Here is a 12,607-nt window from a genome sequence, read left to right as displayed (position 1 = left end):
CCCGGGCCGCGTTCATGCGGCGTCCCGGCCGGGGCCGCCCTTTCCACCGGTACGGGCGTGTTGCTGCTGCCCGTTGGACGGCTGGACCCCGCCCTCCACCTCGCCCGTCTCCGAAGCCAAGGGATCCGGAGCTCCCAGGAGGTTCTCGTCGGCCAGGCCGACCTCCAGTTCCGCCGCCAGCTCGAAGTCCTGCTCCAGCTCGATGTCGTCCTCCGGGGGTACCGGGACGTACGGCTTCTTCTCCTCCGTGACCGGCAGGGCCAGCTCGTTGCCCGGGCGGCGGGTCGCCGCGTCCTTCGACCCCGGGGTCGTGTCCATGACCGCGCGCAGGTGGTCCAGGTGCGGCCCCGAGAAGTCGACTCGGATGCGCTCCACGCCGCCCGCGCCGTCGCCGAAGATGAACTGGCGGGGCTCCACGTCCCGCTCGATACCCCGCTGCGCCCCGGGACGTCGGCCCAGAGCTGCCACGACCTGCTCGTACCCGACGCCGACAGGCACCTTCAGCAGACGCAAAGCGTCGGCCTGAGCATCGTCGTCGTCCAAGCGGCCCACGAACACCGAGTCCAGCAACGCCACGAAACCCTGGATCTTCAGGAAGTCCGCCGGGATCTGGGACGACAGCAGCACCCGGACGTTCCACTTCCGCGAGTCACGCGCGAAGCGGTTCATCAGCACGCGGCCCGTGGGCACCTCCGACAGGAAGAACGCCTCGTCGATCCAGACGCCCTTGCGCATCTCCTTCGGCTTCTCGTACACCGACCGCTGGGTCAGCCACGCCGCCAGGTTCAGCATCTCGACACCCAGGGACTCCGCGTCCGTCCAGTACTCGCGGGGGACGCCGTCCTTCGGCAGGGTCAGCCCGGCCATCGTCAGGACCGTCAGGCGGTCGTCGCGGGTCTCGGAGTACGGGTCCGCGTCCGTCTCCGGGATCAGCAGCGCCATCCGCTCGCGCATCTCGTCGAGGAAGTCCGCGACGACGCCCGCGTGCTCGTGGTGTTCCGACGAATCCCGGCGCAGGGCATCGATTACCTGGCCCGGATCGGCGTCGAAGCGGCCGCCCACGGCCCGGACCGCGCGCAGCAGCACGATCCGCGTCTGCGCCATCCGCGAGACCTCGTACGGCAGGACACCGGTCAGGACGTCCAGCACGAGACGCCGTCGCGTCGCGCCCGCGAGGGCTTTCTCGCGGCGCCACGAGCGCTCGGGGTCGTCCTCGTCCATGAAGTGCTCGATCAGCGGCTCGGCGACCACCCGGTACGGGTTCAGGATCCCCGGCTGGGCGTTGAGCAGGTTGATCGGCCGCGCGTACGGCCGCAGTTCCGGCAGGTCGCACAGCCGCGACAACGGACCCGAGGGGTCGAGGATCGTCCAGTTCGCCCCCGCGCGCAGCGTCTTGTAGACGATGCCGCCGCCGAGGAACGACTTACCACCACCCAGGCCCGCCACCATCGCCGTCAGGCCCGAGCCGTCGCGGATTTCCTGGGCCATCCAGGGATCCCAGGCCACCGGGCGCCGGGTCGCCGTGCACGTCTCGCCGAGCAGGATGCCGCGGCGGTCGCCGACCTCCGCCGTCGCCGTCGGGACCGCCGAGGACGCCCAGACCACCGAACCGCGGCGCATGTACGCCGCCGAGGCCAGCGGCTCGCCCGGGATGAATTCGCGGGCCATCGCGTACTGGGCTTCGGGGTGCTCGATGGCGATCTTCGGCTTGTACAGGTCGAGCAGCTGCTGGGCCAGGCGCAGCGCGTCGCGCTCGGTCGGGCCGGACACCGCCAGCCGCCACCACGACCGGACGCGGGTGGCCAGCGCGGTGAAGCCCGACGTCATCTCGTCGTCGATCTCCAGCACCCGCCCGGCCTGCCGGGACAGCGACTGCGGCGGTTCCAGCTCGTGCTCGTCCGTGTAGTGCTTGACCTGCGAACGCACCTTGTTCATCTGCCGCTGCAGCTCACCGGCGACCTCTTCGGGCCGCCGGACGTAGATGCGCGCGGACACCTCGACCGCAGCGGGCAGGCGGTCGGCGTGCTGGATCCACGGGTCGTCGACCTCGGGGATCTGCAGGCCGTGCATCTGCCCGACGGTGAGGATCGCCAGGTGCCGCGAGACGCCGGCGTTGGAGCCGGTGCGGCCGCGGACGGTCACCGTCGGCGCGTACGGGTCGGCGTAGTAGTCGGCGGCGTCGGTGAAGCTGGCCAGGTCCTCCGGCTCCCAGGCCGCGCCCGGCACCGCCGGCATGTTCCGCGGCGCGGGCAGGCCGAGCGAACAGGACCGGTGCATCAGCCAGGACATCTCCTCGGCGTGCACCGGACGGCCTTCCAGCCCGGCGCTGCCGATGACCTGGTCGAGGTGCTCGACCTCGGAGTCCAGCGCGGTCAGCTCGGCGTCGACGGCCTCGGGCAGGATCTTGCGCAGCACCGGCGCGGCCCGCTCGACCGCGCGGTCGACCATGCGCCGGGTCTGCACCTGGACCCCCAGGTAGACCTCTTTTTCGGCCATCGAGCGGCCCATCAGCTGCTGCTGCTCGCCGATCAGGTAGTCGTCGAACGACAGCGCGCCCGGGACGTCTCCGGGGCGGTTGTGGGCGTTGTAGACGTGCGCCTCGGCCCACATCCGGATCGGGTACGGCCGGTTCGTCACGCGCAGGTGCAGCCAGCGGCCCTGCAGCTCGGCGTACTGGCCGGCGATGGCCGCGATCAGGTCGCGCCGCTGCGAGTCCGAGCGGAACGACCAGCGCTGCGGCGCCAGCCGGTACCAGGCGTAGACCTCGACGCCGGTGCGGACCAGGTGCCCGTCGATGCTGCGCACCGCGATGGACGGGGTGTAGGCGGGAATCGCCTGCTCGCCGGGCAGGCGCGCCTTGTTCCCCGAGCCGTTCCGCGAAGCGCGGACCTGCTCGGGCGGTTGCCATGCGCCCGAGTGGGTGTCCCGACCCCGTTTTCCTCGGCTACCGCCGCGACCGAACAACGACTACCTCCCGGCCCGAGCCGGGTTGCCCCGGCTCCGGCGCGCTCGTGGTGCTCCCTGGGTGACGGCACCCGGCGGGCCGCCGTGGTGCTGGTACTGCCGCCTGCGGCGGTGCTTCGGCAGCGGGCGCTCGGCCCGCACCCGGATGCGGCTGGCGCTGACCGCGCCCCCCGTCCCGGTGGTCCGCTCCCGTGGCGTGTTGAGCTCGCGCCCGGCCATCGCGACCACGGCGCCGAGCGGGCGCTCGTGGCTGATCTTGGCCGTGAGCAGCCGGGTGATCACGATGGTGGCGACGAACGCCCACGCCGTCGAGAAGAACCCGAAGCTCCACCCGGCCCAGCGTTCTACGCCGAGGACCAGGAAGAACGTCGGGATGCCGATGAGCCAGGCGACGTACCGGGCTCTCCAGGGAAAAGTCGCTTTCGGCGGGCCGAGCCACACGGCGTCGACCCGGTAAACCTCGTCATCGGTCCTGATGCGCACGCGGGCCGCCTCAGCCGGTGAACAGGCCGGCGATCCACTGGCCCACGTTCACGCCCGCGCCGCTGACCGCGAGACCGATGATGGCGAGCGCGATGACCACGCCGGCGAGCCGGCGCATGACACCGGCGTTGTCGCCCTTGCCGCCGCCCAGCCACAGGAGCAGGAGCGCGACGGCCAGCAGCACCAGGGGGATGACGTTGTCGAGCAGCCACTGGCGCACGTTTCCGGTGCCCAGCTCGCCGGCGGCCAGCGTGTCGAGGGTGGTCAAGGTCATCATCGCGATACTCCCGGTGCGCGGTGGGGGCCGCGCGGTTCTGGCTCAGGCGGTGCTTCGAACAACATCATGGGGGCTACGAGGGGTAGTGGTCAAAGTGCGAAGCGTAGAGACCGGCTGGCTCGTCAACCGGCGTTGTGCGGATGGCACGCGAAAACTCCACGCCCACCATCATCGCGGCAAGGGCCCTCGGGTTGAACCCCGGCCACCCATACTTCTCAGTGTGCTGACGAACTCACCCCATTGCCCGGGATTTGCTCACTGTGGGTACTTGCGCTCGGGCCGTTGTGCGGCCTGGAACAGTGTTGCATGACACGAACGGCCGTGTCGCGCGAGTCCGCTGTGTGACGACCATCCGCCGGTCGGCACGCATGTCGATCTTGACCGTGAGTGCTGTCCGTCACGGGGTGTCCGATACTTCACAACTTTTTCACTACATAGCGTGATCTTGAACGAGATTCAGGGCCGCCCGAGCGCGAAGACGCCGTCCGGGAAGGCGCCGGCTTCGATCACGCGGCGGCTGAGGCCGCGGCACAACTCCTCGAGCCGGGCGGTCCGCTCGGGCCCCAGGTGGTCCCACGGCGCCCGCGCGGCCGTTTCGGTCGCCACCTCGAGGCGGTCGCGCAGCGCGGCGCCCGCGTCGGTGAGCGCGCCTCCGGCGTCGAGGATCCCGCGTCCGGTCAGGCGGCTCTCGGCGGCGGCCCACTGCTCGTCGCTCCAGCCGCGGGTGAGCTTCGCGGCGGCGAGGTTGAACCCGCGTCCGGTGGCACTGTGGGTGACGAGCGCTTCGAGCCCGCCGAGCCCTTCGAGGACGAGGGCGGCGATGTGGCCGTCGCCGCGGTACTCGCGGACGAGGGTGATCGCGTGCCAGAGGACGAGGTGTGGCTCCCCCGGCCAGGCGAGCCCGGCGTGGGCGGCGTAGAGGGGACGTCCTTCGCCGGTGCACCCGGCGGTGGCTTCCCGCGCGAGTTCGGCGGCTTCGGCGACCTCGTCGCTCTTGACGTGGTCGCCCAGCAGGCGCGTCAGGGCCTTGTCGACGCCGTCGAGGCGCGCGTCCAGGACCTGCTCCGGCGTCGCCAGGGTCCAGGCGCGCGGGATCACGCGGGCGACGACCTCGGGGTTGAAGTTGTAGAAGGTGGCGGCGACGACCTCGGGACCGACCGCCCCCATGGCCGCGGACCGGCTCGCGAAGTACGGCATCCGGCCGGGCCGCAGCCCGGCGCCGGTGAGCGCGGCATCGACCTCGGGCGCGAAGTACGCCAAGGCGTGCAAGGAATCGAAAGCCGACTTGAACCGCGTCTCGTCACCCGCCATAGCGGCACCCTACTACCGGGTAACCACCCAACGGAACCACACGCTCGGCCCCCGGACCGGGCATCACACGTGATTGAGCAGTCGACACGCGTGATTGAGGAGTCGACACGCGTGATTGAGAGGTCGACACGCGTGATTGAGAGGTCGACACGCGTGATTGAGAGGTCGACACGGCTCCGGCCGCCGGTTCCGCCGTGTCGACCCTTCAATCACGTGTGTCGACCCTCTGATCACGCGTGTCGGCCCTCTGGTCATGGGGCTGGAGGCGGACGAGCTGGCATGTAAGCCGGATCCTGTTCCCCGGTCGCCTTGCGGCTTCCGGGGCGGCGGCCATCCATCTCGGCCTGCCGTTGCCGGCAGGCTCCAGCGGCCTACCCGCAGGCTCGGACGGGCCGTCCTCGAACGCCTGCGCAGGAGCTTGCGCTCCCTCTTGGCCTTGCTCCGGGTGGGGTTTACCTAGCCGTCCCGGTCGCCCGGGACGCTGGTGGTCTCTTACACCACCGTTTCACCCTTACCCCCGCCCGAAGGCGGGGGCGGTCTGTTTTCTGTGGCACTGTCCCGCGGGTCACCCCGGGTTGCCGTTAGCAACCACCCTGCCCTGCGGAGTCCGGACTTTCCTCGGACCGGGTCACCCCGGCTCGCGACCGCCCTGCCAGCTCGTCCGCAGGCGAGATGGTAGCTCAGTACCCGGCCACCGCCTCGCTGTGGTGACGCGGCCGGACCTCCGGCGGCGGTTCCGCGGGCGCCGGGTGCTGGCGGGCGAGCTCGGCGGTCCAGTGCAGCACCGCGGCCGGGCTGTCGAGGCCGATCAGGCCGACGAGCCGGCCGTGGCGCACGAACCCGGTGATGGGCCGCGTGCCGGGGACGGGCGACTCGAGCAGCACCGTGTCCGTCGCCAGTGACGGACGGCCGGCGACCTGGATGCGGACGCCGTGCTGTTCGGACCAGTACCGCGGCACCGGCGTGTAGGCCGGGGACCCCTGCGGGCCCGTCAGGAGGTTCTGGGCCGCGGCGCGGCTCATCTCGACGGCGTTGAGCCAGTGCTCGTCGCGGTGCGGCGTCGCGTCGAAGCGGAGGTTGGGCCAGCGGGCGACGTCGCCGGCCGCGACGATCGTCGACGAGCCGACGACGTGGCAGGTCGGCCCGCAGACGACGCCGTCGTCGAGCGGGAGCTTGGCGCCGCGCAGCCACGAGACGGCCGGGACGCTGCCCACGGCGACGACCACGCAGGCGACGTCGATCGCCCGGCCGTCGGCGAACTCCAGGCCGACGTGGTTCGGTGCGGGCCGCCAGCGGCGGATGGTGGTGCCGAGCTCCAGCTGGACGCCGCGGGCGGTGTGCAGCGCGGTGAGCCAGTCGCCGATGTCGGGGCCGAGCACGTCGGCCAGCAGCGGTCTCGACCGTCCGAAGAGGACGACGTCCCGGTTCATCTCCCGCAGGCTGGACGCGACCTCGCAGCCGATGAAGCCGTCGCCGACGACGGCGACCGGGCCGGGGCCGGCGGCGAGCGCCCGCTGGAGGGCGATCGTGTCGGCGAGGGTCCGGACGACGACCACGCGCGGGTGGCCGTGCGGCGCGCCCGGCATGCGGCGGGGTTCGACGCCGGTGGCGATGATCAGGCCGTCGTAGCGGAGTTCCTCGTCGCGCAGGTGCACGACCTGCCGGTTCGGCGACAACGCCGTGACGGGTGTGCCGAACCGCCACTCGGCGTCGACTTCGAGCGGGTCGGCGAGCAGCGTGTCGGCCCGGCTGACCGCGCCGGTCAGCAGCTGCTTGGACAGCGCCGGGCGGTGGTAGGCGATGTCGGGCTCGGCGCCGAGGACGACGACTTCGCCGTCGAACCCGAGTTCGCGCAGCCGTTCGGCCGCGCGCAGGCCGGCGAGGCCGGCTCCGGCGATGACGATGCGTTCGCTCATCGGGTGGCTCCCAACAGGTGGATGGCTCGCATGGGGCAGGCGCGCGCGGCGGCCTGGACGTTCGGGGCCAGCTGGGCCTCCGGGCGCTTCTCGTAGGCGAGCTGCCCGTCCAGGCCGAGCCGGAAGACCTGGGGCGCCTCGGACTGGCAGACCCCGTAGGCGTGGCAGCGCTGGCTGTCGACGTCGACGCGCAGGGTCGCCGGCTCCGGACCGGCCTCGTCCGGCGGCAGCGTGACCAGCCCGGCGCGAGCCAGCACCGCCGCAGGGAGCACGCGCAGGACCGACAGCAGCACCGGCGGGACGAGCAGCGTGATGCCGGCGAGCCAGACGACGGCGAGGTGCCCGCTCGACACCGCGCCGAGCCAGGCGTGCACGGCGAGCAGCCCGACGGCGAGGTAGCCGACCTGGTGGAAGCGGAGCCAGCGGTCCTCGCGGGCGCCGCGGCGCAGGCCCGCCGTCACCGACACGGCGATGACGAGTTCCAGCCCGATGATGCCCAGCGCGTGCCGCGGGGTGCCGTCGTAGAACGGCAGCAGCAGGTCGGCGACGCCGAAGGGGTCGTCCTCCAGGAACAGGAGAGTCAGCCCGTGCAGGGTGCCGGTGGCGAGGGTGAACGCGGCGAGCAGCACGTGCCCGGTGCGGAGGGCGTCCTGGCCGCTGAACCGGCGGACCCAGCCGGTGGCGGACAGGACGCCCCAGCAGAGCGTCAGGCACATGCAGAGGTAGGTGAGGCGGCCGGACAGCGTGGCCGCCTCGGCGATCCCGGTGTCGTGGGGGGACACCGGGACCAGCGCGGCTGAGGGGGACATGGGCGGGTTACCTCCGGGGGCGCGGCGAGGTCCTGCCGGGGGTCCCGAGCAGGCGGAGCAGGCCGAACGTGGCGACGGCGGCGACGGCCACGAAAACGGCACCGAGGGCGATGGCGCCGCCGCCGAGGGTGTCGTCCTCGGTGGCGGATACGAGCAGGGACGTGGTCTCGGCGAGGCCGGTGCTCTCCAGCAGCGTCAGGTGGCCGAGGGAGGTGTCGACGGCGGTCTGGGCGAACGCGCGGACGTCGTCGTCGCGGGTGCCGGCGCGGACATCGGAGGCAAGCCCGAAGAGGGTGCCGTACTCGGCGCGGAGCCGGTTGACGTAGGCGCGGTCGAACCGGTCGCCGGAGTCGGCGGCGATCTCGCCGGCCCAGGCGCGCTCCTGGTCCGTGGGCTCCCCCGGCAGGGTGACGGCGAGCCGGTCGGCGACCGCACGCAGGGCGACGTCGAGGCGGGCCTGGTCGTCGGCGATGCGGACGGCGACGGCGCGGACGCGGCGGTTGGTCGCGCGCTCGACCGCGAGCCGGCTCGACGGCACGGCCCACAGCGTGTGCTGCTTCAGCCGGGTCAGCAGGGCGCGGTCGGTCTGCTGCAGTTCCCCGGCGGACGCCGGGAACGCACAGCCGAGCACGAGCGCGGTCGCGGCGGCCAGCAACGCCACGAATCGGAGCGGCATCCCCGTTGTCCCTTCGCGAAAGAAGTCGTCATCTCCAGCTACGGGCGGAAGGTGTGATCCGGTTCTCAACGTCACCTTTTAGTGACCTGTGACGTGCATCACAAAGCAGATTGTGAACGCCGCTACGGTGAGCCACGTCGGGCCCGCAGCTAATTGGGTCGGGAAACTAATGCATATGGTCTATTAAGTGTTTTTGCGCTACGCTCCGGTGGCCCCACGGTCCGCCAGTCAGGTGAGGTTGCGAGCTTTATGGAAGCACTGGGCAGAGAAAGTCGCGGCCACGTCGGCTACGCCCCGTCCGCCACGGCGGTCGACACCGGCCCCGACACGGGGGACGACCTCGTCCCGTTGCTCTACAAGGACTTCCGCGCGACGCTGTTTGCGCAGGTCCTGGCCCTGACCAACCATGACCGGCAGTGGACCGAGGACGTGGTGCAGGAGACCATGATCCGCGCGTGGCAGCACTCCGGCACGCTCGAACGCGAGCCCGGAATGCTGCGCGGATGGCTGCTCACGGTGGCCCGCCGGATCGTCATCGACGGCTGGAGGAATCGCCGCGTCCGCCCGCAGGAGGTCGCTCTGGAGATCCCGGAAAACACCGAGTCCACCGACCGCGCGGACAGTTCGTTAGCAGCACTAACGATTACTCGGGCATTGCGGGAACTGGACGCGAAATATCAGTCCGTCATCTACGAGACCTATCTCGCCGGAAACACCGTTCGACAGGCAGCAGAAATTCTCGGAATTCCGGAGGGAACTGTCAAATCGCGGTTGTACACGGCGATGCGGCAATTGCGGAAGGCGCTCGGGGAAGTGACGGTCCGATGAGGGGGCGGCACGCGGACGCCGCGGCCTACGGGCTCGGCGTCCTCGACGATCCGGAAGAGTTCGAAGCGCACCTGCTCGGCTGCGCCCGCTGCCGGGGCCGGGTCGCCGGGTTCGTCCCGGTGACCGGGGCACTGGCGGAGGCCGCGCGGCTGGGCTACCTGCCGCCGGGCGACGGGGCCGCCCGGCGCCGGAAGGCGGCCGGCCCGCTCCTGCTGCTCGCGCTCGGGGTGGCCGTCACGGCCTTCGGCGCGGCGCGGCCGGCCATCGGGAAGATCCGGTTCGCATCCCCTGCGTCCATCGTCTCCCCTGGTCAGGTCGTGGCCGGTGCCGGCTGCGCGCCGCGGAGTCTCCCGTGGCCGGCCGGTTTCCAGTAGTCTGCCCCAACCCAACATGAAAGTCCTTACGGTGGATACCGAAGTAAATCCCGAGCACCCCGTCAGCGGGGCTTCGGTACCGAAGCGTCCCGCCCCGCGGCTCCCCGGCCGCGAGCCCGAACTCGGCCGCCTGACCGGCCTGTTCCCGGTCGCGCTGGGCGGCTCGGCCGCCAGCGCGGTGCTGATCGGCGAGTTCGGCATGGGCAAGAGCGCCACCCTGCGGACCGCCGCGGCGCTGGCCGCGGACGCCGGGTTCACCGTCGCGATCGCCACCGGGTCGCGGCTGGAGAGCCACCTCGCGGGCGGGCTCGTCCGCCAGCTGGCCGACGCGCTCGAGGGGCCGGACGCGCCGCCGCGCCCGCCCGTCGCCGAGCTGTGCGGGCCGGCCGGCGAGAGCGAAGCCCTCGACATCTTCTTCCGGATCGTCCGCGAAGCCAGCGCGCGGGGTCCGCTGTTCCTCGGCATCGACAACGTCCACCTCGCCGACGCCTGGTCCATGCGGTGCCTGGCCTACATCCGCAACCGCGTCCTCGACCTGCCGGTGTTCATCCTTCTGACGTCGCTGACCGGGCACCCGCCGCACCGCGAGGTGGCGCTGCTGGAGATGGCGGGCTGCACGCCGGCCACGATCACGCTGAACGGCCTCGGCGACGCCGCCGCGGCGGAAATCCTCGGCCTCGCCCCCGGCGAGCTCGCGTCGGCCTGCCGCGAGGCCACCGGCGGCAACCCGTACCTGCTGCAGGCGCTGCGGCCGCGGCTGCTGCCCGGCGCGGACCCGCACGAGCTCGGCTCGTCGCTGATCGGGCAGGTGCTCCACACGCGGATGCAGGAGTTCCCGCACGCGCCCGCGATCCTGCACGCGGCGGCGGTGCTCGGCGAGGACGCGGCGTTCGACCTGCTGGCCAAGCTGGCCGGCGTTGACGAGCTCGACGCGCTGCAGGCCATCGACACCATGGTCCGGCTGCACGTGCTCAACAACAGCAGCCAGCCGACGCTGACCTACTCGTTCGTCCGCAACTCCCTGCTCAAGGACATGCCGAAGACGACGCGGGCGGTCAACCACTCCCGGGCGGCGAAGCTGCTGACGGAGACGGGCGCACCGGCCGAGCGCGTCGCCGCCCATCTGCTGGAAGCGACGTCGATCCGGATCCCGTGGGCGGTGGACGTGCTGCGGCTGAGCGCGCGCGACGCCGTGTTCTCGGGACGGCCCGAGCTGGCCGCGCGGCACCTGCGCCGGGCGCTGGAGGAACGGCTGACGTCCGGGCGCCGGATGGCCGTGCTGCTGCAGCTGGCGCACGCGGAGTTCCAGTTCGACCCGCCCGCCGCGGCGAAGCGGGTGCGGGAGGCCGTCGACACGGTCGGCAACCGCGAGACGGCCGCCTACATCGCCACCGCGATGCTGCTGTCGCTCTGCGGCGGCCAGGACGCGCGGCTGGGGATCAGCGCGGCGGGCCAGATCGCGGCGCGGCTCGACGCCGGCGGGCCGGACGCGGTGTGGCCGCTGCTCTGCATGACCTACCTGGCCGAGGCGGGCAGCCGGCTCGGCCCGCCCCCGGAGTTCCGCGACTTCGAGGAGCAGTGGGCGCCGCTGACCGACCCGGCGGCCCAGCGGAGCCGCTCGGCGCTGCTGGCGCTGGACGCCGTCCGCAGCGGCGAGTCGGCGCAGGACGCCGTCGGGCACTTCGCGGACGCGCTGACCGGCGACGACGGCGACCTGTTCGAACAGCACTACTTCTTCACGCTGGCGACGGCGGTGCTCTCGGACGAGCCGGCGCACGTCGACCGGCTGTGCCGGGTGCTGGACGTCGAGCGCGAGCCGTGGGACGTGCACGTGCCGCACGGCGCGCTGCCGACCCTGGCCCGCGGGATCGCGCTGCAGGCCAGCGGTGACCTGCAGCGGGCCAGCGTCCACTTCGAATCGCTGCTGCGCCGGTTCGACGAGCGCGGCGGGACGACGACGTGCCCGGTCGGCGTGCTGTGCGCGGCGAAGCTCGTCGAGTGCTGGGTGGACCTCGGCCGGTTCGAGGCGGCGACGTCGTTGCTGGACCGGATGGACTTCGTGGCGAGCCAGGGCCTGTTCACGCACACGTACCTGCTGTACGCGCGGGGCCGCCTGCGCGTCGCGACGGGGTACACGCGCTTCGGGTTCGAAGACCTCCTGAGCTGCGGACGGCGGCTGGCGCACCACGGGATGCGGTTCCCGGGTTTCGTGCCGTGGCGCGCGCACGCGGCGCGCGCGGCGCTGGCGCTCGGCCAGACCGACGACGCCGCGCGGCTGGCGGAGGAGGACATGAACGCCGCGGCCCGCTGGGGTGCCCCGCGCCCGCTGGGCACGGCGCTGACGACGCTCGGCCTGGTCCGCGAGGACGACGAAGCCGAACGGGCGCTGCAGAAGGCGATCACGACACTGCGGTCGTCGCCGGCCCGGCTGCAGCTGGCGAACGCGCTGACCGAGCTGGGGACGCTGCAGGCCCGGCACGGGCAGTCGGAGAAGGCCATCGAAACGCTGCGGCAGGCGGTGGAGCTGAGCGAGCACTGTGGCGCGCGTCCGCTGGCGCGGCGGGCGGCGGAGGAGCTGCGGTCGTCGCGGCGGGCGTTGACGCCGGCGAAGGACAACGAGCACGGCCTGACGCGGCAGGAGAACCGCATCGCCGTGATGGCGGCGCAGGGGCTGACCAACCGCGAGATCGCGACGGCCCTGCACCTGACGCGGCGGACGGTGGAGCTGCACCTGTCGGGCGCGTACCGCAAGCTCGGCATCCCCGGGCGCGCGGAACTCGGTGGGGCGCTGGCGAAGTCTTCGTCGCGTGTGGACGGTCGCTGACCCGGTTCACCATCCGGCCGCTCGCCCGCGGGGGCGCCCCCCGTTCTCCACTTTACCCGGCAGCACCGACAAAATCGGGCCGGCAGCGAGCATCCGCGGTCGGCCGCCGATTTTGTCGGTGCCTTCCGGTAGCGTGGAAAACGGG

General features: G+C 72.2%; 10 protein-coding genes and 1 other RNA gene. 3 read left to right on the top strand and 8 right to left on the bottom strand.

Annotation, left to right across the window (positions count from 1 at the left end; translation table 11 throughout):
• Positions 1-12: 12 nt before the first annotated feature.
• The 8 genes from AB0J55_RS42265 to AB0J55_RS42230 form a co-directional block, all read right to left on the bottom strand.
• The gene (locus tag AB0J55_RS42265; RefSeq protein ID WP_364262565.1) at positions 13-2,964 is read right to left on the bottom strand and encodes an ATP-binding protein; all 2,952 of its coding nucleotides are present in this window, start codon (positions 2,962-2,964) and stop codon (positions 13-15) included.
• A 3-nt stretch (positions 2,965-2,967) separates the two neighbouring features.
• The gene (locus AB0J55_RS42260; RefSeq protein ID WP_364262562.1) at positions 2,968-3,447 is read right to left on the bottom strand and encodes a hypothetical protein; all 480 of its coding nucleotides are present in this window, start codon (positions 3,445-3,447) and stop codon (positions 2,968-2,970) included.
• A gap of 10 nt (positions 3,448-3,457) precedes the next feature.
• Positions 3,458-3,724, bottom strand: coding sequence for a hypothetical protein (locus AB0J55_RS42255; protein WP_004562703.1), 267 nt, complete (start codon positions 3,722-3,724; stop codon positions 3,458-3,460).
• A 456-nt stretch (positions 3,725-4,180) separates the two neighbouring features.
• Entirely contained in the window at positions 4,181-5,035 is an 855-nt protein-coding gene (locus tag AB0J55_RS42250) for a hypothetical protein (RefSeq protein ID WP_364262558.1), read from the bottom strand.
• 266 nt (positions 5,036-5,301) lie between these two features.
• Positions 5,302-5,695, bottom strand: an RNA gene (gene rnpB, locus AB0J55_RS42245) — RNase P RNA component class A.
• Positions 5,696-5,715: 20 nt separating this feature from the next.
• Positions 5,716-6,951: an FAD/NAD(P)-binding oxidoreductase gene (locus AB0J55_RS42240; RefSeq protein ID WP_364262555.1), complete on the bottom strand. Its 1,236-nt coding sequence runs from the start codon at positions 6,949-6,951 to the stop codon at positions 5,716-5,718.
• The gene (locus AB0J55_RS42235; RefSeq protein ID WP_364262552.1) at positions 6,948-7,760 is read right to left on the bottom strand and encodes a ferredoxin; all 813 of its coding nucleotides are present in this window, start codon (positions 7,758-7,760) and stop codon (positions 6,948-6,950) included. Before AB0J55_RS42235 ends, AB0J55_RS42240 begins: the two co-directional genes overlap by 4 nt.
• 7 nt (positions 7,761-7,767) lie before the next feature.
• Positions 7,768-8,436, bottom strand: coding sequence for a DUF4142 domain-containing protein (locus AB0J55_RS42230; protein ID WP_364262549.1), 669 nt, complete (start codon positions 8,434-8,436; stop codon positions 7,768-7,770).
• Between the two features lie 249 nt (positions 8,437-8,685).
• Between AB0J55_RS42230 and AB0J55_RS42225 the strand changes: the two genes are divergently transcribed.
• Genes AB0J55_RS42225 through AB0J55_RS42215 form a run of 3 tightly spaced genes read left to right on the top strand, consistent with a single transcriptional unit; the run spans position 8,686 to position 12,462 of the window.
• Complete coding sequence (locus tag AB0J55_RS42225) at positions 8,686-9,264, top strand: sigma-70 family RNA polymerase sigma factor (protein WP_364262546.1); 579 nt, start codon at positions 8,686-8,688, stop codon at positions 9,262-9,264.
• Positions 9,261-9,638 carry a zf-HC2 domain-containing protein gene (locus AB0J55_RS42220; RefSeq protein WP_364262543.1) on the top strand — a complete coding sequence of 126 codons (378 nt, stop codon included), beginning with the start codon at positions 9,261-9,263 and terminating at the stop codon, positions 9,636-9,638. The genes AB0J55_RS42225 and AB0J55_RS42220 overlap by 4 nt, the downstream gene beginning before the upstream one ends.
• 31 nt (positions 9,639-9,669) lie before the next feature.
• The gene (locus AB0J55_RS42215; RefSeq protein ID WP_364262540.1) at positions 9,670-12,462 is read left to right on the top strand and encodes an AAA family ATPase; all 2,793 of its coding nucleotides are present in this window, start codon (positions 9,670-9,672) and stop codon (positions 12,460-12,462) included.
• The last annotated feature ends 145 nt before the right edge of the window (positions 12,463-12,607 follow it).

The organism is Amycolatopsis sp. NPDC049688 (genome assembly GCF_040674975.1).
Taxonomy (GTDB): domain Bacteria; phylum Actinomycetota; class Actinomycetes; order Mycobacteriales; family Pseudonocardiaceae; genus Amycolatopsis.
The sequence above is the reverse complement of the archived record's forward strand: the minus strand, read 5'-3'. Positions and strand labels throughout refer to the sequence as shown.

Bases quoted from the DNA above. Each gene is read 5' to 3' on its own strand.
- AB0J55_RS42235 (WP_364262552.1), bottom strand. From the start codon at position 7,760: ATGTCCCCCTCAGCCGCGCTGGTCCCGGTGTCCCCCCACGACACCGGG.
- AB0J55_RS42230 (WP_364262549.1), bottom strand. From the start codon at position 8,436: ATGCCGCTCCGATTCGTGGCGTTGCTGGCCGCCGCGACCGCGCTCGTG.
- AB0J55_RS42255 (WP_004562703.1), bottom strand. From the start codon at position 3,724: ATGATGACCTTGACCACCCTCGACACGCTGGCCGCCGGCGAGCTGGGC.
- AB0J55_RS42225 (WP_364262546.1), top strand. From the start codon at position 8,686: ATGGAAGCACTGGGCAGAGAAAGTCGCGGCCACGTCGGCTACGCCCCG.
- AB0J55_RS42240 (WP_364262555.1), bottom strand. From the start codon at position 6,951: ATGAGCGAACGCATCGTCATCGCCGGAGCCGGCCTCGCCGGCCTGCGC.
- AB0J55_RS42220 (WP_364262543.1), top strand. From the start codon at position 9,261: ATGAGGGGGCGGCACGCGGACGCCGCGGCCTACGGGCTCGGCGTCCTC.
- AB0J55_RS42250 (WP_364262558.1), bottom strand. From the start codon at position 5,035: ATGGCGGGTGACGAGACGCGGTTCAAGTCGGCTTTCGATTCCTTGCAC.